This window comes from Bacillus sp. 1NLA3E (genome assembly GCF_000242895.2).
In the GTDB taxonomy this organism is placed as follows: Bacteria; Bacillota; Bacilli; order Bacillales; family Cytobacillaceae; genus Bacillus_BU.
The window spans coordinates 1068654-1087979 of record NC_021171.1; the positions used below are offsets into that span (position 1 = coordinate 1068654).

Genomic DNA, 19326 nt, shown 5'->3' on the forward strand with positions numbered 1-19326 from the left:
TAATTATGTCCATAAAAAAGTGTCTAGCTCGAGCCAATAAGTGGTTGCTTGCGCTTTTCTTATTTACCTCCACCAACTTGTTTCCAACCAATTTGAACTTTGTTAGATTGATCAACAAACTGGGATTTTTGCTTCTTGCTGAACAATTTAATTCCAATACCATTGGTAACGACACCCATCACTGCAGTTATGCCGATAACCAGGATCGCAACAATTGTGAAATCAATTATGTAAGCTACCATGATAAACCCCCATTTTTATTCCCCTAATTAGGATGCGTAGTTTTATTAGTCTTTACTATTATTGTAAAAGAAGCTGGATTATAAAGATAGCAGGAAATACTTAATAATTTAATTTTATTTTTTATGTAGTCTTATTTTCAATGCGAAATTGTAATTGAGAATCAAAACGTAAATTTCCCACTTGTTAGTGAGCATTGGGTAAAAAAACACGAAAATGAATACAATAATAATCAGATGAATCATTTATATGTTTAATGATATGTCTATGAGGAAAATCGCATTTGATAAAAAATATCAAAAATAATTCAAAAAAAATGAAACCTTTTCGTATTATATACGTTAACTATAATAGAAGGCTCTATTTATATTCTATAATAAATGATTTTTGAAAAAGGGGTATTCAATTTGACTTGATTGGTGTATAATTTCATTATAAATTTCTTATTTAAAGTAATTTTTATCTGGGATTTTCTATAAAGTAATTTTAACATACAATTAACAAGATATGTCAAATATAAAGGGAGTGTGAATTTGTATGGTAACATTATACACTTCACCAAGTTGTACATCATGTAGAAAAGCAAAATCATGGCTAGAAGAACATGAAATCCCTTATCGGGAAAGAAATATTTTTTCTGAACCTTTGTCAATTGATGAGATAAAAGAGATTTTAAGAATGACTGAAGATGGAACAGATGAAATCATCTCAACCAGATCTAAAACATTTCAAAAGTTAAATGTAAATGTTGAAAATATGCCACTTCAGGATTTATTTGAATTGATTAAACATAATCCAGGTCTACTTCGTCGACCAATCATCATTGACGAAAAACGTCTTCAAGTTGGTTATAATGAAGATGAAATCCGTCGATTCCTTCCAAGAAAGGTTCGCACCTTTCAATTGCGCGAAGCTCAACGTCTTGTAAATTAAATCGAAAAGGCTGACACTGTCAGCCTTTTTTTGTTCAACAAAACTATTAGGATTTCAAAATTGTGATTGCCTTGTTTTTTTGTTAATATATAAACAATATATATATGATGCTATAGGCTAATAATGGTTTTTTGAAAAACTATAGTTTTTATTTCCCTAATCTTAATTTTTATCATAAAATATAAGTACAAGGTGAAAAATTAATTCATATGTAAACGATTTGTTATCAGCCTTTTTTAAAAAGGCAAGGAAGGGTGCATAATCGTTATATGGGGGTATTCATTCCCTTCATTCCTTTAACAGAAGGGAGAGACGTAATGATGGAAATAGAGCGAATTAATGAGAATACCGTAAAATTTTATATTTCTTATGTTGATATAGAGGAAAGAGGCTTTGACCGTGAAGAAATTTGGTATAATCGCGAGCGGAGCGAAGAACTCTTTTGGGAAATGATGGATGAAGTTCATCAAGAAGAGGAGTTTAGTGTAGAGGGTCCTTTATGGATTCAGGTACAGGCATTAGATAAGGGTTTGGAAGTGTTGGTGACTAGAGCTCATCTTTCTAAAGACGGGCAAAAGCTGGAAGTACCTGTAGGCGAAAAGCTAAAAGACATTCCGGTTGACGATCGAATCGAGGAGTTGCTTGACCAACATTTTAATCCAAAAAGTGATGCAGATGAGGAAGATGAATCATTCGAAGGGGATTTGGAGTTCTTACTCACTTTTGCTGATTTTGAGGATGTCATCTCGCTTTCTAAAAGTCCTGGAATTGATGACTTACCTACAAAGCTCTATTCTTTTGAAAATAAATATTACTTATTTGTTGAATTTCCTGAAGATCAATTTGAAGAAGAAGATATTGATGACAAGTTAAGTATCCTCCTTGAATTTGCCAATGAATCCGCTTTGACCATCCATCGGGTTGAGGAATACGGTCGACTTATTATTGGTGAAAATGTTTTTCAAGTATTAAGAGAACACTTCTCTTAAATAACCTGCCGATTTCAGTATTGGAATCGGTTTTTTTTTTATAATAAGAAAGAGTTTGGTTTTAACTAAAGGGAGTATGGGAAATCTGGTAGGTGATACAAATGAAAAATACAGTGAGAGTCACTTTTTTCATCATAATTTTGTCTAGTATTTGGTTGCTATTACATAAGCATTTTCAGGATTTAGTTGTTCAGTATTTTAGTGTGATCATTACACTATCGGTTGTTTTTATCGGATTTGTTATCTTTTTAGAAAATCGCCATCCGGCACAAACTTTAACGTGGCTGGTGGTTTTGGGTAGCTTTCCTTTAGTAGGGTTTGTTTTTTATTTGTTGTTTGGGAGAAATTATCACAAGGAAAAAATGTTTAGAAAAAAATATTTCCAAGATAAACAGGCATTTTTAAAAGTTGAAGGAGACATTGATCCTGCTAGTGAAAGAAAAATTCGGCTTATGGGGGATCACCAGCAAAAGCTTTTTTCTTTAGCGCAAAAATTAGGGAATAGCCCTATTTCATTTTCAACTGAAACAGAAGTATTAACAAATGGTTCAAATACCTTTGAACGGATGATTGAGGCATTGAAGGTTGCAACTCACCACATTCACCTTGAATACTATATTGTTCGAGATGATCTCATTGGAAATCAACTTAAGAACTTGTTAATTGAAAAAGCAAAACAAGGGGTTAAAGTTCGCTTTTTATACGACGCAGTTGGTTCTTGGATGCTCTCAAAGCACTATGTAAAAGAATTAAGAGCTGCTGGAGTCGAGATGATAGCGTTTGGGCCGGTGAGATTACCCTTTCTAAACAGTAAGTTTAATTTTCGGAACCACCGGAAAATCATTGTAATTGATGGTACAGTCGGTTTTGTCGGAGGTTTGAATATTGGGGATGAATACCTAGGGCGTGATCAAAACTTTGGTTTTTGGCGTGACACCCATTTGATGGTCATAGGAGAAGCCGTTAGAACTCTTCAATTAATCTTTTTACAGGATTGGTATTATATGACCAACAGAAGCTTTTTAACTGCTGAATATCTATCACCAAGGCTTCAGGAAAATAACCATGGTGGTGTTCAATTAATTGCAGGTGGACCAGATAATGAAGTAAGTGTCATCAAAAATATCTATTTTTCAATGATTACCTCCGCAAAGAAAGCGGTTTGGATATCAACACCTTATTTTATCCCTGACGAGGATATCTTTTCTGCGCTTAAAATTGCTGCTTTGAGTGGGATTGATGTTCGAATTTTGATGCCTAAAAAACCAGATAAACGTCTTGTATTTTATGCTTCTCGGTCCTATTTTCCAGAGCTGTTAGAAGCAGGGGTGAAAATATTTGAATATGAAAAAGGATTTATGCATAGCAAAATAGTAATCGTAGACAACGAGCTTGCTTCGATTGGAACCTCGAACATGGATATGAGGAGCTTTCATCTGAATTTCGAGGTAAATGCCTTTCTATTTCGGACTAGTAGTATTCAGAAGCTTGTTGATGATTATATTAAAGACATAGAGGAATCCGAGCAGATCGATTATGCAGCCTTTATTAATAGAAATTTTGGCTTAAAATTGCTTGAATCTACTTCAAGGCTCCTTTCGCCCTTACTTTAATACAGATAAAAAATAAGGCTGACACCACATATATTTTGTGTCAGTCTTATTTTTTTTTGATTACTTTCCAAAAGGGATTACGTAAATTTTGTCGAACTGGATAGTTATGAAAGGAGGTTGGTCAAATTGCTGACCGCTTTGGATGAAAACGGTAGCTTGATTTGTTTGGCAGATTTCAAATATCAGCAGGGATTACGTACACTAAGGGAAAAGGGATATTTTTTTTGTCCTACTTGTAAGGAAAAGGTTATTTTAAAAATAGGGATGAAAAAAATCTCTCATTTTGCACACTACCGGGATAGCGCTTGTTGTTTGAGGTATGAAAACGAATCAGACTATCATCTTGCTGGGAAACAGAAACTTTACCATTGGTTAAAGGCAAACGGACTTGAACCAGAGCTTGAGGTATATGATGAAAGTATTCAACAAAGGCCAGATATAAGATTTATCTATCAGCAGAAAAGATATGCACTTGAGTATCAATGCTCAGTCATTCCTGAAGATCTATTTATTAAAAGGACAAAAGCCTACCAACAGAATCATTATTCTCCTCTTTGGATTCTTGGTGGTAATTTTTTCTCCCGTAAGAGCTCCTCAATTGTATCCCTCTCAGACTTTCAATATTTAGCTACAGTTGCTACAGATGGACAATCATTGATGAGATATTATTGTCCGAATGTTAATCAATTTATCTTTTTAAATCAAATCATCCCTACTACCGTCCGAAATGCTTTATCCTCTATATGGATGCCCAGACTAGATTATGTAGATCTTGATCAATTCCTTATGCCTCAAATACATTCCTCTCCTTCATCAGATACTTGGCAAAAGGAAATAAAAAACTTCAAACTTTATTACTCTCAAAACCCTCAAGCCTTTCGTGATCCATTTCTCAAGGAACTTTATTCTAATCACCTTTATATCTCTCTTTTACCTCCAGAAATTGGACTTCCCGTTTCCCACAGTACCTTTATTAGGACACCTCCTGTAATCTGGCAAGGCTTTGTCTATCTTGACGGATTACAAGGGCACTCTAAGGGTGATACCATTTCTTTTTACTCGATTAATCAAGCCTTCAAAAAAAGAATATGGAAGAAGCAAATTTGCCTTAGAACCCTGCCAATCGGAAAGGGGACTGCTTCAAACGCGGTCTTAGAATATTTAAATCTACTGGTTAACTGTGAATATTTGACAAGAGTAAATGATACAACATTTAAGATCAATAACGAGTTGAAAATAGCCACCAACGTAATGGAACAGGAAAAGCTCGAGTTTTCTTTCTATAAAAAATACAAATATTTTTTCAATTTTAACAGTCAATGATTATGATTTATATAGAAAACATACAATAAACAGGAGTAATTTTGATTGCTTGGAAGGAATTGCCTAAAGGAAATAGAATAAAGACAAGAGGGTTCATACGTTAATTTGACATTTGAATGGAGGTTGAAGGATGGAACAAGACACAAAGGTAACCAAACTACCTGCACGAAGTGAAATCGCGATTGATGATACCTGGAAGTTAGAGGACATTTTTACATCCGATGAGGAATGGGAAAAAGAGTTTCAAGAGGTAAAGGGTCTGATTCCAGGTGTTAAGGAATTTGCTGGAAAACTTCATGAAAGTGCTGAACAATTATATAAGGCGCTATCGTTACAAGACCAATTATTACAACGCTTAGGCAAATTATATGCCTATTCTCACATGCGCTATGATCAAGATACAACAAATTCCTTTTATCAGGGTCTAGATGATCGCATGAAAAATCTATATTCTCAGGCAGGAAGTGCACTAGCCTATATTGTTCCGGAAATTTTATCAATTGATGAAAAGACGGTGAAGGGTTTTTTAGAGGAAAAGCCAGAGTTAAAACTGTATGAACATGCTTTAGAAGAAATCAATCTTCAGCGTCCCCATATTCTTTCAGCAGATCAAGAAGCGCTATTAGCTGAAGCAGGGGAAGTGTTAGACTCCTCTAGTACAACTTTTGGTGTCTTAAATAATGCGGATATCGAATTCCCTAGTATTAAGGATGAAAATGGCGAAGAGGTAGAAGTCACTCATGGACGTTACAGTCGTTTCCTTGAAAGCGAGGACCGTCGTGTTCGCCAGGATGCTTTTAAAGCTGTGTACAAAACATATGGGGATTTCCAAAATACATTTGCTAGTACACTTAGTGGTACAGTGAAAAAGGATAATTTTAACGCAAGAGTGCACAAGTATGAATCAGCACGACATGCAGCGCTTTCTGCTAATAACATTCCAGAATCAGTATATGAAAACCTAGTTGAGACGATCCATGAATATTTGCCATTGTTACATCGCTATATTAAGCTTCGTAAGGAAGCCTTGGGATTAGACGAGCTGCATATGTATGATTTGTATACGCCACTTGTGAAAAATGTGAAAATGGAAATTAGTTATAATGAGGCTAAGGATCTGATTTTAAAAGGGTTGGCACCATTAGGTGAAGAATATCTGAATGTTTTAAAAGAAGGTTTTGAGAATCGTTGGGTCGATGTCCATGAGAATAAAGGGAAACGCAGTGGCGCCTATTCTTCTGGTGCCTATGGAACAAATCCTTATATTTTAATGAACTGGCAAGATAATGTGAACAATCTATTTACACTTGTCCACGAGTTTGGTCATTCTGTTCATAGTTATTATACAAGGAAAACTCAACCATATCCTTATGGTAGTTATTCTATTTTCGTGGCGGAGGTTGCCTCGACCTGTAATGAAGCATTGTTGAATGAATTTTTAATAAAAACAACAGAAGATGAGCAAAAACGCCTATATCTTCTCAATCATTATTTGGAAGGGTTCAGGGGAACTGTTTTCCGTCAAACGATGTTTGCTGAATTTGAGCATTTGATTCATCAAAAGGCTCAGAATAACGAGCCGTTAACACCCGATCTGTTAACAAAAGAATATTATCAATTAAATAAAAAATATTATGGTGAAGAAAATATCGTAATTGATGAAGAAATCGGCTTAGAGTGGGCAAGGATTCCACATTTTTATTACAACTATTATGTTTACCAATATGCTACTGGTTTCAGTGCGGCAACTGCTTTGAGTAAACAAATTCTTGAAGAGGGCGAACCAGCTGTCACTCGTTATCTGGATTTTCTAAAGTCAGGTAGCTCTGATTACCCGATTGAGGTATTGAAAAAGGCCGGTGTTGATATGACAAGTAAAACACCAATTGCCGAAGCATGCAAAGTATTTGAAGAAAAGTTGACAGAGATGGAAAATTTATTGTTAAAACGCTAATAAAAATGAAGGGGGATGAGCTTGTTTTTGGGCTCATCCCTTTTTATTACTATTTTAAAGTGACTAAAAAGGTTAACAGTTCTCACCTTCATCACTCGACTGGGTTGTATTGTAGTGACCAAAGAGAGGGAAAAAGAGCCAGAACGATCACAGAAACAGGGGAGTAAGTGACCGAAGATGGAGTGGTTACCCAATTGACGCTCTTTTCATCTTTTCGGTCGCTACTGCCCTAGAGTAGTTACCCAATTGACGCTCTTTTCATCTTTTCGGTCGCTACTGCACAAGAGTAGTTACCCAATTGACGCTCTTTTCATTTTTTCGGGCACTACTGTACTAGAGTAGTTACCATTTGACGTTCTTTTCATTTTTTCGGTCGCTACTTCACTGGAAAAAGGGCCGGACCGGTAACAGAAACAGGGGTGTAGTGACGGAAGAGTGAGAAAAAGGGTTCGACACTAGCCTAGAGTAACTAAACCTAAAAGACAAAACGACAGCCCCCTTCCATAGTTACTAAAAGAGCCTATTGTAAGAAAATCCCAGGATTAACAAAGTCTTTACTTAGAACCCCCTGAATTTTTTTCGATCATTAATGTAGGCAAGCAATAAGAATAATGAAAGAAATAGTAGCGGACAGCTTAACAAAAGTGGAACTAGCCCCATTAGACCAAGCAGATTATAACCGAATGCAAAAGAGATAAACACAACCAAGATTGAGACAGTTAGTTTCCTCAATTTTGCCACCCCCCCATAATTAATGATAATCAAGTTGAGACGCAAGGGGCCTTCCGCTTTTCTTATGAACTTATGCGGCTGTGACAGATTCATTCTTAGTTTTTGACAATCCTGTGAAATGAGGCTTACACCTATTGAGGGTGTGTTTGTTTCGTGATATATTTTTAACATGAAGTTGATCACAAGCAAACATATACCCCTTTGTTTGACCGTGAAAAAATTTCTCCCATCCCCTTTGTTCGTAAAATAACAGAAAAAACCTTGCAGCCCAAGACTGTAAGGTTTTTTTCTTTTTAATAGAAATATCTCTTCCGTGAAAAGAAAAACAGTCAGGCTGTCTTTCTTCATTCACTCTTCGATTGATCTCCAGAAGGTTCCGTATTTTGCGGGAAACTTTTCAGCCTTTTGCTTTAATTGCAGTTTCTTCATTTCCCGATTAACTTCACTAATCGTCATATTATAAACAACGGCAATTTCCTTTGTAGCAACCAATTTGAAATATCTCAAAAAACTTTCGATACTCGGAGGATTAGCAGGGACGGGAGTATGTTGAAGCATTTCCTCAAGAATTTGAACATAGATTTCGTATGGATAATATCCAGATATTTTGATGCCTTCTTCTTCAATGTTTTGGTTAAAGAAAACGAGTGTGGGGATTTCAGAAACCTCCATTTCAGACGTAATCTTTAAGTCACATTGGAATGCCTTTGAAGCAATGTCAGAATGGATATCGCTAATAAACTCTTCCACATCTAATTCAACACTGCGTGCGCATTCGATAAGGACATCAAAATCCGAAACATTTTGCTTTTCTAAAAATAAGACCTCTTGGACTTTCCGTAAAAAACGATTACCGAATCTCCGCCCCTGTAATTCAGCTGCCTTTATAGCAATCGAAGTTAAATAAGGGGATGATATCGGATTTTCTAGCCATAAGCTACCATCACAAGACATTCCGAAACGACTGGCTGTTTTTTCCCAAAGATCAGCAATGTTTTCATATTTACTCTTTTTTCCTAAATTTAAAGAAGCTAGCCGACCACTCAAAACATGCTTGATTGAGAAGTATCTTCCATACTCAATTTGCAGTTTTTTCGTTATTGGCTCAAGAGCCCAGCACTCTGGACAAAGTGGGTCAACAAACATATAGATCTCTATCGGTTTCTTCTCGCCGTTCAAGCAGAAGTGGGAAGGAGCGTAGTTATTATGGAATGGACCTTGTTGATTCACATTTCCTCACCTTTCATACTTTCAGAGTCTGGCGCATTTATCATGTGCTGAGCCGTAAGAACAAGTCTAGAATAATACTCTTGTCGTAAAGGGCCCTCTAAACCAACTTCATCCATGGCCTCACTCATGCAAGAGAGCCAAGCTTTAGCTCTTTTTGGAGTAATTTCAAATGGTATGTGACGTGCACGCATCATAGGGTGCCCATGTTCATTTGAATATAAGGAGGGACCGCCTAAATATTGAGTTTGAAACTGCTTTTGTTTCCTTGCTACTTCTGTTAGGTCATTTGGGAAAATAGGTATAAGATCAGAGTGTTTTCTGACACGGTGATAAAATGCATCAATCAATTGATGGAGCTTTTCTTGACCGATGGCCTCAAAGGGAGTGGGCAATTTTTCGACCATAATGTTTGGCTCCTTTTGCGAGTTTTTACTACCTACATTGTATCAACGCTGTTTTTATATCTCAAACAAATAGCTTTGTCATGTTTTTTTATGTGTTGGGTATTACCTACCTATTTAATTTACACAAAAACTCGGCATGTTTCCAGTAATCAGGTCGGAGATACATTTAAAAAATGAATTTGATCATTTGATTTGGAAAAATGGTGTACTCTTAGGACTGATATTTTTGATTGTAAAAACGCTGAACCTTATTCTCTGTTTTGCGTCTGGGGATTTTCATAGTATGCAATAGCTCGTTAAAAACCATCTCGCCAATATCGGGATTGGTTACCTCATATTCAATTTCAAAATCCTCTGCATTCAAATAATAACTATGGTCTAATACGAGTAATCCATCTTTATAAGCGAACTCTATCCTGTTTGTTGTTAAAGAACCAAAATATTGGAGGAGTTCTACGGGTACTTTTATCGATAAAAGCTTGTCTTTAATCGGCCCATCCGGAAATATATGGTGATCTAACAGTTTAGCGGCCTCTTGCTTTTGGAGGATTTGATTCGTCTCCAGTAGCCCAATTGGTGCTGGCTGCTTTAAGGTCATTTCGTACCAATCTCCTCTTTCACGGATCCGTAAAGCTGATTGGGCATCTTTTAACAGAAAAGATGCAGTGTCAAAGTAATGATTTATTTGTTTCTTAATGTTTATTTTATCCACCTTAAAAAATTCAATTAAGTGATTATATTCCTGCTTAGTCAGGAGGTTCTTAAATTCAATTTCTAAATGCTGTGACAAGTCTCTCTTCCTTTCACTAGTTGATTATTTTATTATCTCCTCTTTTTAAGATGAGTTCAATTTTGGGATTCATCAAAAAAATATGATAAAATATGAAAGTGGTAAGGTTAGTGCTTGATAGACAAATTACATCCTTACAATATGACATAACTTTAATAAGCTTTTTGGGGAATTTACATATCGAAATAAAAATAAAACCAAGGATTATAACGTGGTGAGGTGAGGCTTTTTGGAATATTGGGACCACTTTTTAGCTCCATACAAGCAAGCAGTCGAAGAATTGAAAGTTAAGCTTCGTGGAATGAGAAGTCAATTTGAACTTAATACATCCCATTCCCCGATTGAGTTTGTTACAGGAAGAGTAAAGCCGCTTGCTAGTATATTGGATAAGGCGAATCAAAAAGGCATTCCTTTAGACAAACTTGAACAGGAGATGCAGGACATTGCTGGCTTAAGAATGATGTGCCAATTTGTCGATGATATAAAAAAAGTGGTAGAGCTTTTGCGGCAAAGAAATGATTTTGAAATTATCGAAGAAAGAGATTATATCTCACACAAAAAGGTAAGTGGATACCGTTCTTATCATGTTGTGATTAGCTACCCCGTTCAAACTATTTCAGGTGAGAAAAAAATATTAGTTGAAATCCAAATTCGGACACTAGCGATGAATTTCTGGGCAACGGTAGAGCACTCATTAAATTATAAATATAAAGGTCAGTTTCCTAAGGATATTAGAATGAGGTTACAAAGAGCAGCTGAGGCCGCATTTCGCCTAGATGAAGAAATGTCTCTGATTCGAGGAGAAATTCAGGAAGCACAAGTATTTTTTACTTTTAAGAAAGACCTCCATCAAGAGGGAAAAGGCAGTTAACTTAAAACAGTCAAAGTATAGTAAATGAGGGGTTTAGGATGAAATTTGCGGTTACTTCAAAAGGGGATTCAAGGTCAGATACATTAAAGCATAAAATGAGGACCTATTTACAGGATTTTGATTTGATTTATGATGAAGATGAACCTGACATTGTCGTCTCAATCGGGGGAGATGGAACCCTTTTATATGCGTTCCATCGGTACAGTAGCCGCCTTGATAAAACAGCTTTTGTGGGGATTCATACCGGACATTTAGGTTTTTATGCTGATTGGGTGCCAGAAGAAATAGAAAAGCTAGTGATTGCGATTGCTAAAACTCCGTACCAAGTAGTGGAGTACCCTTTGCTTGAGGCTATCATCAGGTATCAGCATGGTGGAAAGGAAACACGTTATTTAGCGTTAAATGAATCAACAGTAAAGAGTGTTGAAGGGACACTGGTCATGGACGTTGAGATTCGTGGGCAGCAGTTTGAACGTTTCCGTGGGGATGGGTTATGTGTTTCAACGCCATCAGGTAGTACAGCGTATAACAAGGCTTTAGGCGGGGCTATCTTGCATCCATCTATATCGGCTCTACAACTAACCGAAATGGCTTCCATAAATAATCGGGTTTTCCGGACAATCGGTTCACCACTTATTTTACCGGCACATCATACTTGTAGATTAAAGCCAGTAAATGGGCCTGATTTTGAAATAACTGTTGATCACCTGACGCTGTTACACAAAGATGTCAAATCGATTCAATATCGCGTCGCTGACGAAAAAATTCGTTTTGCAAGATTCAGACCATTTCCATTTTGGAAAAGAGTCCATGATTCTTTTGTATCTGACTAATATTCAAGAAGAAAGATAGGACACACCATGGATGAAAGATTTAGCATCATTTGGCACATTACCCCTGAGACTGCTGGGGTCATCATTAAAGATTATTTAAAGGATCAAGATATTTCGAAAACGTCTTTAACAGATATTAAATTTAAGGGCGGAAATATTCTTGTGAACGGAGAAAATATGAATGTACGATATCGATTGAATTCTGGCGATGTCCTACAGGTAATTTTTCCAAAAGAAGAACCTAGTGAAGGGATAAGGGGAGAAAATATTCCCCTTTCTATTTGTTATGAGGATCAATATGTTTTAGTTGTCAATAAGCCTGCCGGAATGAGCTCTATTCCTTCCCGAGAACATCCTTCTGGTAGCTTGGCAAATGCTCTAATAGGTTATTACGAGCAGATAGGAATCAATGCGACTGCACATATTGTGACGCGGCTTGATCGTGATACGTCAGGCCTCGTTTTGATTGCGAAGCATCGTCATGTTCACCATCTGTTTAGCCAACAGCAGCGAAAAGGTGGGGTAAAGCGGATATACGAAGCCTTTGTCGCTGGAACCTTTAGTGAAGATTCCGGAACGATTATTGAGCCAATAGCTAGAAAAAAAGATAGTATTATCGAGCGTGAAGTGCATCCAGATGGTCAGTATGCCTGCACTAATTTTAAGGTTTTAAATAGCAACAAGCTTTTTACCCATTTACAGCTTCAGCTAGAAACAGGCAGGACTCACCAGATTCGAGTTCATTTGTCCTATCTCGGTCATCCGCTTTTAGGAGATGACCTTTACGGTGGACCTACCAATCTCATCAAAAGACAAGCTCTCCATTGCCGAGAAGTGTCTTTTTACCACCCCTTTTTCGAGCGAGAGTATCAATTCGTTTCACCACTGCCAAACGATATGAAAGCACTTCTATAATTAATAATTGGAAAAATACGACTCGGCTGAAGTACATTTGGCTGAGTCGTTCCAAATAGTACTTATTCAAAACTCTTAAATTTCTCAGGAAAAAAGGGTAAAGAAGACGGTACTGATACCACTTCTTTTTCCGGATACCTCAATGCAGTCAGCTTTCCACCAAAAACAGCACCAGTATCAATATTAAACGTATTATTGATGCTTCTCACTTCTCGTACCGGAGTGTGCCCATAAACGATGCTGGCTGGGCCTGTATAGTGCTTTGCCCAATCAAGTCGTACAGGGGAACCGTCAGGATTTTTCTCCCCAGTTATATCTCCATACAACACAAAGGATTGGACCTTTGAATTGATTTTACCAATGTAATCCTGCCTGATTCCAGCATGGGCAATCACTAATCTTTTCTCATCTAATACCTGATATAATGGAGCTTTTTCATATAGGTCGATAAACATTTTACGAATTTCCCGTTGTTGACTGGAGTCTAGATCGCTGTACTCTGCAACTGTGGTTTCAAGACCATGGGTGATTTGTACTTTGTTTCCTAAAAAGTAACGATATAATTTGTTGCAATGGTTACCTGGGACATAAAAGGCTTCGTCTCTTTTAACAACTAGTTCCCAAACAATTTCAATTATTTTTAATGATTGAGGTCCTCGGTCCGTCAAGTCACCTACAAATGCCAGCTTTCGCCCCTGGTTATGGATTGGAATCCCTTTATCCCAATCATAACCAAGTAATCCTGTTAGCTTTTTAAATTCCATGAAACAGCCGTGTATATCTCCGATAATATCTAATTTCATTTTGTATTACTCCTTCTAAATCGTTCTAAGAGAATGTTGAAAAACGTATCCATTTTAAATAGTAAGAAGAATAATTAACCATAATAATATTCATTATTTGCATAATTATATTAAATAATAAGATGGTAGCGTCAATTTTAAGTTTACCAAATTTAGGAGGGATGGGATTTGGAAAATCAGGCATCTTTTATTTCACTTTTTATAGTGATTATATTTGCTTTTTTGACGCCAATCATGCAGCACCGCTTGAAGCTAATCATCATTCCAGTCGTGGTTGCAGAGATTTTGATTGGTTTAATAATTGGGAAGAGTGGCTTCAATATTGTTCACGAGGATATGTGGCTTGAAACTTTATCAACGCTTGGCTTTATATTTTTAATGTTCCTAAGTGGTCTGGAGATTGATTTCACGGCTTTTTCAGGTAAGAAGGCACGCGTTATCCTTCCTAGTGGAAAAAAGGAACCAAATAGTTTTTTGGTGGCCTCTATCATCTTTATCGGAATTTTTATTGTTTCATTTGTTTTATCTTATCTCTTTGTAATAGCCGGATTTATTAAAAATGCCTTTTTAATGACATTAATAATTTCAACGATCTCATTAGGTGTTGTCGTTCCAACGCTAAAAGAAGCCCATCTTATGAAAACGGTAATTGGACAGATAATCCTTCTAGTCGCGGTAATCGCTGATTTAGTTACGATGATATTGCTTGCGGTGTTTGCATCTATTTATGATAGTGGTAAGGGCAATACATGGTTGTTGCTTGTATTATTCGGAGCTGGAGTTGTTCTCTTTTTTATTGGGAAAAGATTTAAAAATAATAAGCTTCTTGAGAAGATGTCGAAGGGAACAACACAGATTGGTACCCGTGCAGTTTTCGCACTGATTATTTTTTTGGTGGCACTCTCTGAAACAGTTGGAGCAGAAAATATTCTCGGAGCCTTTCTTGCGGGAGTACTTGTTTCTTTACTATCGCCTAACCAGGAAATGGTTCATAAACTAGATTCGTTTGGCTATGGATTTTTAATTCCTATTTTCTTTGTAATGGTTGGAGTAAAGCTGAATCTTTGGTTATTGCTGGGTGACCCAAAAATGCTTTTAATGGTTCCTTTACTCCTATTAGCTTTGTTATTTTCAAAGATTATCCCGGTGCTTTTTTTAAAGTTTTGGTACGATACCAGAACTTTAATGGCTTCAGGTTTTCTATTAACTTCCACGCTTTCCTTAGTGATTGCAGCCGCTACAATTGGCGAGAGATTGGGAGCAATCACGTCTGAAATGAGTGGTACCTTAATTTTAGTAGCCGTGATAACAGCCATTTTCACTCCAATGGTTTTTAAAAAATTGTTTCCAAAGGAAGCGGTACAAAGGAAAAAAATTAAAGTAAGCTTTATCGGTGCAAACCAATTAACACTTCAAGTATCAAGGGAACTTGAATCCTCCTTATATGCTCCAGTTTTGTATCACACAATGCAAGAGAAGGGTGCAAGTAGGCAAATTGCAGATTCTTTATTTGAAATCATTGAGATTGATGACTATTCCTTGGAGACATTAGCCAAAACTGATATTTTTCAGTCTGATACGGTTGTGATTTTAACAAGTGATCAAGGAACAAACGCCACCTTGGCAAAAGCATTGAAGCAAACAGGAATCAACCGCGTTATTGCTAGCATTCAAAGCCCTAATGTGCAGGAAGAATTAAAAGACTTCGAGATTGAATTCTTTTCGGTATTGCTTGCACAACAAACCCTGTTACGGGCAACAATAGAATCGCCAAGTGTCATGAAAATCCTTACAAACCAAGATACCTCTTTATACGAAATTTCGATGTTAAATGAGGAGTTTGCTGGTATAGAGCTCAGAATGTTCCCATTTACCGGGGATGTTATTTTCGTTCGTATTTTCCGTGGGAAGGATTCTTTAGTTCCACACGGTGATACCGAACTTCAAATTAATGATCATCTGGTTGTAACAGGCTCTAAGAAGTATGTTGATCAACTTAAGCGTGAGCTAGAGTTTTGTGAATAGTGTTAATAAGGAGTATCATGAAAACTATGAAAAAGGAGCGGAAATAGAAATATCTCTTTTCTTTTTTAACAGTATATAGTAGAATTAGTACTAGGTACTAATATCATGTATTAATAGGAGGATAATAAATGTCTCTTTCTTTATCCGGTAAAACGTATGTAGTTATGGGAGTGGCTAACAAAAGAAGTATTGCCTGGGGGATCGCTCGTTCTTTACATGAAGCGGGAGCCAGATTAATTTTTACATATGCAGGCGAAAGATTTGAAAAAGGTGTAAGAGAATTAGCTGATACTCTTGAAGGGGCTAATTCACTGCTTTTATCATGTGATGTAACGGCTGATGAAGAAATTGCAAAATGCTTTGCGTCGATAAAAGAACAAGTCGGTACCATTCATGGTGTGGCTCATTGTATCGCTTATGCTAACAAGGAAGAGCTCGAGGGTGACTATATGAACACCACTCGGGAAGGGTTCCTATTAGCTCATAACATCAGCGCTTATTCATTAACTGCTGTTGCTAAAGAAGCAAAAGGCTTAATGACTGAGGGCGGAAGTATTGTCACTCTTACTTATCTTGGTGGAGAGCGAGTATTGCCAAACTATAATGTTATGGGAGTTGCGAAAGCGTCTCTTGATGCAAGTGTCCGTTATTTAGCAAGTGATTTAGGGAAAAATGGAATCCGAGTCAATTCGATTTCCGCTGGACCAATCCGCACGCTTTCTGCTAAAGGAATTGGTGACTTTAACTTGATCTTAAATCATATTGAAGAGCGTGCACCACTTCGCCGGGCAACATCTCCTGAAGAAGTTGGAGATACTGCGGTATTCTTATTCAGTAACATGTCACGCGGGATTACTGGCGAAAACATCCATGTAGATTCCGGTTACCATATTGTCGCTTTATAAAAATAATAATGAAAACCAAGCCAGCCAATGGCTTGGTTTTTTTTGTTTAATAAAGGCAAATGAATTACATGGACAATCATTCTTCACATAGTCTAATTGTAGTAGGAATCAAATAGTAGGGGGACATAGAATGCAAGCAAAGAAAACATCTTTCATTAATAACAATAGCTTGAAGCAAAGTAAAAATAATAAAGAAAAGAAAAAGGGCTGTGGCTGCACAAAGGTGAAAAAGTCCTCGAAAAATTGATTGGAAACCGGATTAACCGGTTTTTTTTATTTTGGCTATGTTAAAGCTCAATGTTCATTTTTTGCACAATGTTGATTGGAGTGGAAGGCGCGAAGACTCCTGAGGGAGCAGCGGGACAGGTGAGACCCCACAGGCGCTTTAGCGAGGCCACTGAAAAAGTCCAAGTTTTTAATTTAGGCAGTTGAAAGTTTGATTAAACCAAACTTTCAACTGCCTTTTTGCCTTATAATAACGATATTAAATGTATGTAGGTGGTATCCCGATGATTTCCAATCAAGAAACACTTAATCTTAGCCCATTCATGGCAATCTACGAAATAGTTGTGCCAAAAAGTAATATGCTTCGCCAAATCAATGAACTAGTGGACTTTTCATTTATTCTCGAAGAATTAAAAACGAAATATTGTCTTGATAACGGTCGAAATGCCATTTCACCGATTCGCATGTTCAAATATTTATTACTAAAATCGATATTTGATCTATCTGATGTGGATGTAGTAGAACGTTCAATATATGATATGTCGTTTAAATATTTCCTGGATATGGCACCAGAAGATTCCGTGATTGATCCTAGTTCCTTAACGAAATTTCGTAAACTCCGTCTTCAAGATGAGGATTTATTAGATTTGCTCATTGGCAAAACAGTTGAGATTGCTCTGGAAAAAGAAATCATAAAAAGTAAAACCATTATCGTGGATTCCACACATACGAAAGCGCGTTATAACCAAAAATCTCCGAAGGAATTTTTACAAGAGAAAGCGAAAAATGTTCGAAAAGCCGTGTATCGAATTGATGAATCCATGAAGGAAAAATTCCCTGCGAAAACAACTTCTGTTGAAGTAACCGATGAATTAGATTATTGTCGTCGAATCATTACTGTTGTCGAAAAAGAACCACAAATCGCTAAGGTACCTGCGGTCAAAGAAAAATTAAATGTTCTAAAAGAGATCGTAGAAGATTATACAGAACAACTTAGCTATTCAAATGATCCAGACGCACGGGTCGGACACAAAACAGAGGACTCTTCTTTTTTTGGGTTCAAAACGCATTACGCGATGGCTAATGAACGGATTATTACAGCGGCAGTTATGACAACAGGTGAAAAAAGTGATGGAAAATATCTGCGGGATTTAACAAAAAAAAGCCAAGCAACTGGAATGAAAATTGACAAAATCATTGGAGATACAGCCTACTCTGAGAAAGATAATATTCGATTCGCGAAAGAAAATGAATTAGCACTTGTTTCCAAATTACATCCGCATATTACACATGGCAGACGCACAAAAGAAGAAGAGTTTGAATTTAATAAAGATGCAGGAATGTATGTATGTAAAGCAGGGCATATGGCTAATAGAAGGAAATATGAAGGACGAAAGGGACAAGATAAAAACCCTAGAATCAAATACTTTTTTGATATTGAAAAATGTAAAGTGTGCCCTTTTCATGATGGCTGTTATAAAGAAGGAGCGAAAAGTAAATCTTATTCTGTGACAATCAAATCAACAGAACATGCCGATCAGGAGGCATTTCAAAACACAGAAGAATTTAAAGAGTTAGCGAAATCTCGCTATAAAATTGAAGCGAAAAATAGTGAGTTGAAACATAGACACGGGTATGATATTGCATCATCTGCGGGTCTATTAGGCATGAAGATTCAGGGAGCTACAGCGATATTCGCTGTCAACCTTAAACGAATACTAAAACTCCTCAATGAAAAAGAATAAAAAAAGATAAGGAAAAGGGCAATTTTTCGTCCAAAAACAGACGATAAATTGCCTTTTTTGTACCAAAATTTATTTACAGACGTAAAAATCGTATGTTTTTCAGTGGCCTCCGCTTTAGCGCCGAGGAGGCTCACCGCCCGCCCGAGGAAAGCGAGTGCCTGGAACGGAAATCAACATTCTAGTTTAACGATCCTTTATTTTATAAAAGAAAGTGCAAATCGATTGTAAATACTTTCATAAATTTCCTTTAAGTCGTGGAAAATAGTAAAAGCAATTATTTCAAAATAGGAAGGGACGCTTTATGGGAAAAAAATTGAATTGTAGCTATAAGATTCTCGTAGCAGTTATCATCATAAACCTTTCTTTAGTGGGTTGCAGTCATTACAAAAGCAAGGAAACAAAATTAGCCCTGTTTAAAACAATCCATCCTACACCAACAGTAGTAGATGAAAAAAACACAAAGGACCTGAAAACACTAAAGAAAGTGAGGAAAGAGATTATATCGATTGAGCCTATTTATGATGTAGCCGTTATTAAGGGAGGAAAAGATACAATTGTTGCTTACAAAGTCAAACATCTTCACAGGTTTAAAATGAAGCAAATTGAAAAAGAGATTAATCAAAAGCTCGAAAAAAAGTTTCCTAAAGAGGATTTCACCATTTCGAGTGATTATAAGATTTTTCTTGAAGTGATTGAACTCATCAATGATGAGAAAAAACCGGATTTTTCCGATAAGAAAGCGAATAAAAGAATCCAAGAAATCATTACTTTGAAAAAGGAATTAACATAAAAAGGG

At 36.6% G+C, this 19326-nt stretch carries 19 protein-coding genes; 12 read left to right on the top strand and 7 right to left on the bottom strand.

Annotation, left to right across the window (positions count from 1 at the left end):
- Positions 1–59 precede the first annotated feature (59 nt).
- Positions 60–242, bottom strand: coding sequence for a hypothetical protein (locus B1NLA3E_RS05230; protein ID WP_015592798.1), 183 nt, complete (start codon positions 240–242; stop codon positions 60–62).
- A gap of 535 nt (positions 243–777) precedes the next feature.
- Between B1NLA3E_RS05230 and spxA the strand changes: the two genes are divergently transcribed.
- The 5 genes from spxA to pepF all read left to right on the top strand — a co-directional run bounded on the left by spxA (position 778) and on the right by pepF (position 7052).
- Positions 778–1173 (top strand): transcriptional regulator SpxA, encoded by a 396-nt coding sequence (gene spxA, locus B1NLA3E_RS05235; protein WP_015592799.1) that lies wholly within the window; start codon positions 778–780, stop codon positions 1171–1173.
- A gap of 320 nt (positions 1174–1493) precedes the next feature.
- Positions 1494–2162 (top strand): adaptor protein MecA, encoded by a 669-nt coding sequence (gene mecA, locus B1NLA3E_RS05240; RefSeq protein ID WP_015592800.1) that lies wholly within the window; start codon positions 1494–1496, stop codon positions 2160–2162.
- Positions 2163–2263: 101 nt separating this feature from the next.
- Positions 2264–3775, top strand: a complete 1512-nt coding sequence (gene cls / locus B1NLA3E_RS05245) for a cardiolipin synthase (RefSeq protein WP_015592801.1) — start codon at positions 2264–2266, stop codon at positions 3773–3775.
- A gap of 126 nt (positions 3776–3901) precedes the next feature.
- Entirely contained in the window at positions 3902–5098 is a 1197-nt protein-coding gene (locus B1NLA3E_RS05250) for a competence protein CoiA (RefSeq protein ID WP_015592802.1), read from the top strand.
- 130 nt (positions 5099–5228) lie between these two features.
- Positions 5229–7052, top strand: a complete 1824-nt coding sequence (gene pepF / locus B1NLA3E_RS05255) for an oligoendopeptidase F (protein WP_015592803.1) — start codon at positions 5229–5231, stop codon at positions 7050–7052.
- A gap of 558 nt (positions 7053–7610) precedes the next feature.
- On the opposite strand, the gene B1NLA3E_RS25175 is transcribed toward pepF, so the two are convergent.
- The 5 genes from B1NLA3E_RS25175 to B1NLA3E_RS05275 all read right to left on the bottom strand — a co-directional run bounded on the left by B1NLA3E_RS25175 (position 7611) and on the right by B1NLA3E_RS05275 (position 10208).
- Positions 7611–7784: a hypothetical protein gene (locus B1NLA3E_RS25175; RefSeq protein ID WP_041580928.1), complete on the bottom strand. Its 174-nt coding sequence runs from the start codon at positions 7782–7784 to the stop codon at positions 7611–7613.
- A gap of 70 nt (positions 7785–7854) precedes the next feature.
- Positions 7855–8136 carry a hypothetical protein gene (locus B1NLA3E_RS24660; protein ID WP_144061429.1) on the bottom strand — a complete coding sequence of 94 codons (282 nt, stop codon included), beginning with the start codon at positions 8134–8136 and terminating at the stop codon, positions 7855–7857.
- Positions 8133–9014, bottom strand: coding sequence for a ClpXP adapter SpxH family protein (locus B1NLA3E_RS05265; RefSeq protein ID WP_015592805.1), 882 nt, complete (start codon positions 9012–9014; stop codon positions 8133–8135). The genes B1NLA3E_RS24660 and B1NLA3E_RS05265 overlap by 4 nt, the downstream gene beginning before the upstream one ends.
- A complete protein-coding gene (locus B1NLA3E_RS05270; protein ID WP_015592806.1) occupies positions 9011–9418 on the bottom strand; it encodes a globin domain-containing protein in 408 nt (135 codons plus the stop codon). Before B1NLA3E_RS05270 ends, B1NLA3E_RS05265 begins: the two co-directional genes overlap by 4 nt.
- 211 nt (positions 9419–9629) lie before the next feature.
- Entirely contained in the window at positions 9630–10208 is a 579-nt protein-coding gene (locus tag B1NLA3E_RS05275; protein WP_015592807.1) for a CYTH domain-containing protein, read from the bottom strand.
- Between the two features lie 229 nt (positions 10209–10437).
- Here B1NLA3E_RS05275 and B1NLA3E_RS05280 point away from each other — a divergent pair, with 229 nt between their 5' ends.
- The 3 genes from B1NLA3E_RS05280 to B1NLA3E_RS05290 are packed head-to-tail and all read left to right on the top strand — an operon-like array spanning position 10438 to position 12827.
- The gene (locus tag B1NLA3E_RS05280) at positions 10438–11079 is read left to right on the top strand and encodes a GTP pyrophosphokinase (protein WP_015592808.1); all 642 of its coding nucleotides are present in this window, start codon (positions 10438–10440) and stop codon (positions 11077–11079) included.
- Positions 11080–11117: 38 nt separating this feature from the next.
- Entirely contained in the window at positions 11118–11912 is a 795-nt protein-coding gene (locus tag B1NLA3E_RS05285) for an NAD kinase (RefSeq protein ID WP_015592809.1), read from the top strand.
- A 27-nt stretch (positions 11913–11939) separates the two neighbouring features.
- Positions 11940–12827 carry an RluA family pseudouridine synthase gene (locus B1NLA3E_RS05290; RefSeq protein WP_015592810.1) on the top strand — a complete coding sequence of 296 codons (888 nt, stop codon included), beginning with the start codon at positions 11940–11942 and terminating at the stop codon, positions 12825–12827.
- A gap of 62 nt (positions 12828–12889) precedes the next feature.
- Here B1NLA3E_RS05290 and prpE read toward each other — a convergent pair whose 3' ends face one another.
- Positions 12890–13630: a bis(5'-nucleosyl)-tetraphosphatase PrpE gene (gene prpE, locus B1NLA3E_RS05295; RefSeq protein WP_015592811.1), complete on the bottom strand. Its 741-nt coding sequence runs from the start codon at positions 13628–13630 to the stop codon at positions 12890–12892.
- A 168-nt stretch (positions 13631–13798) separates the two neighbouring features.
- Between prpE and B1NLA3E_RS05300 the strand changes: the two genes are divergently transcribed.
- The 4 genes from B1NLA3E_RS05300 to B1NLA3E_RS05315 all read left to right on the top strand — a co-directional run bounded on the left by B1NLA3E_RS05300 (position 13799) and on the right by B1NLA3E_RS05315 (position 19320).
- Positions 13799–15655 (top strand): monovalent cation:proton antiporter family protein, encoded by a 1857-nt coding sequence (locus B1NLA3E_RS05300; RefSeq protein WP_015592812.1) that lies wholly within the window; start codon positions 13799–13801, stop codon positions 15653–15655.
- Positions 15656–15783: 128 nt separating this feature from the next.
- On the top strand, positions 15784–16560 hold the full coding sequence (gene fabI, locus B1NLA3E_RS05305; RefSeq protein WP_015592813.1) for an enoyl-ACP reductase FabI: 777 nt from the start codon (positions 15784–15786) through the stop codon (positions 16558–16560).
- Positions 16561–17069: 509 nt separating this feature from the next.
- The gene (locus B1NLA3E_RS05310) at positions 17070–18530 is read left to right on the top strand and encodes an IS1182 family transposase (protein WP_015592366.1); all 1461 of its coding nucleotides are present in this window, start codon (positions 17070–17072) and stop codon (positions 18528–18530) included.
- 301 nt (positions 18531–18831) lie between these two features.
- Positions 18832–19320 carry a YhcN/YlaJ family sporulation lipoprotein gene (locus B1NLA3E_RS05315; RefSeq protein ID WP_015592814.1) on the top strand — a complete coding sequence of 163 codons (489 nt, stop codon included), beginning with the start codon at positions 18832–18834 and terminating at the stop codon, positions 19318–19320.
- The last annotated feature ends 6 nt before the right edge of the window (positions 19321–19326 follow it).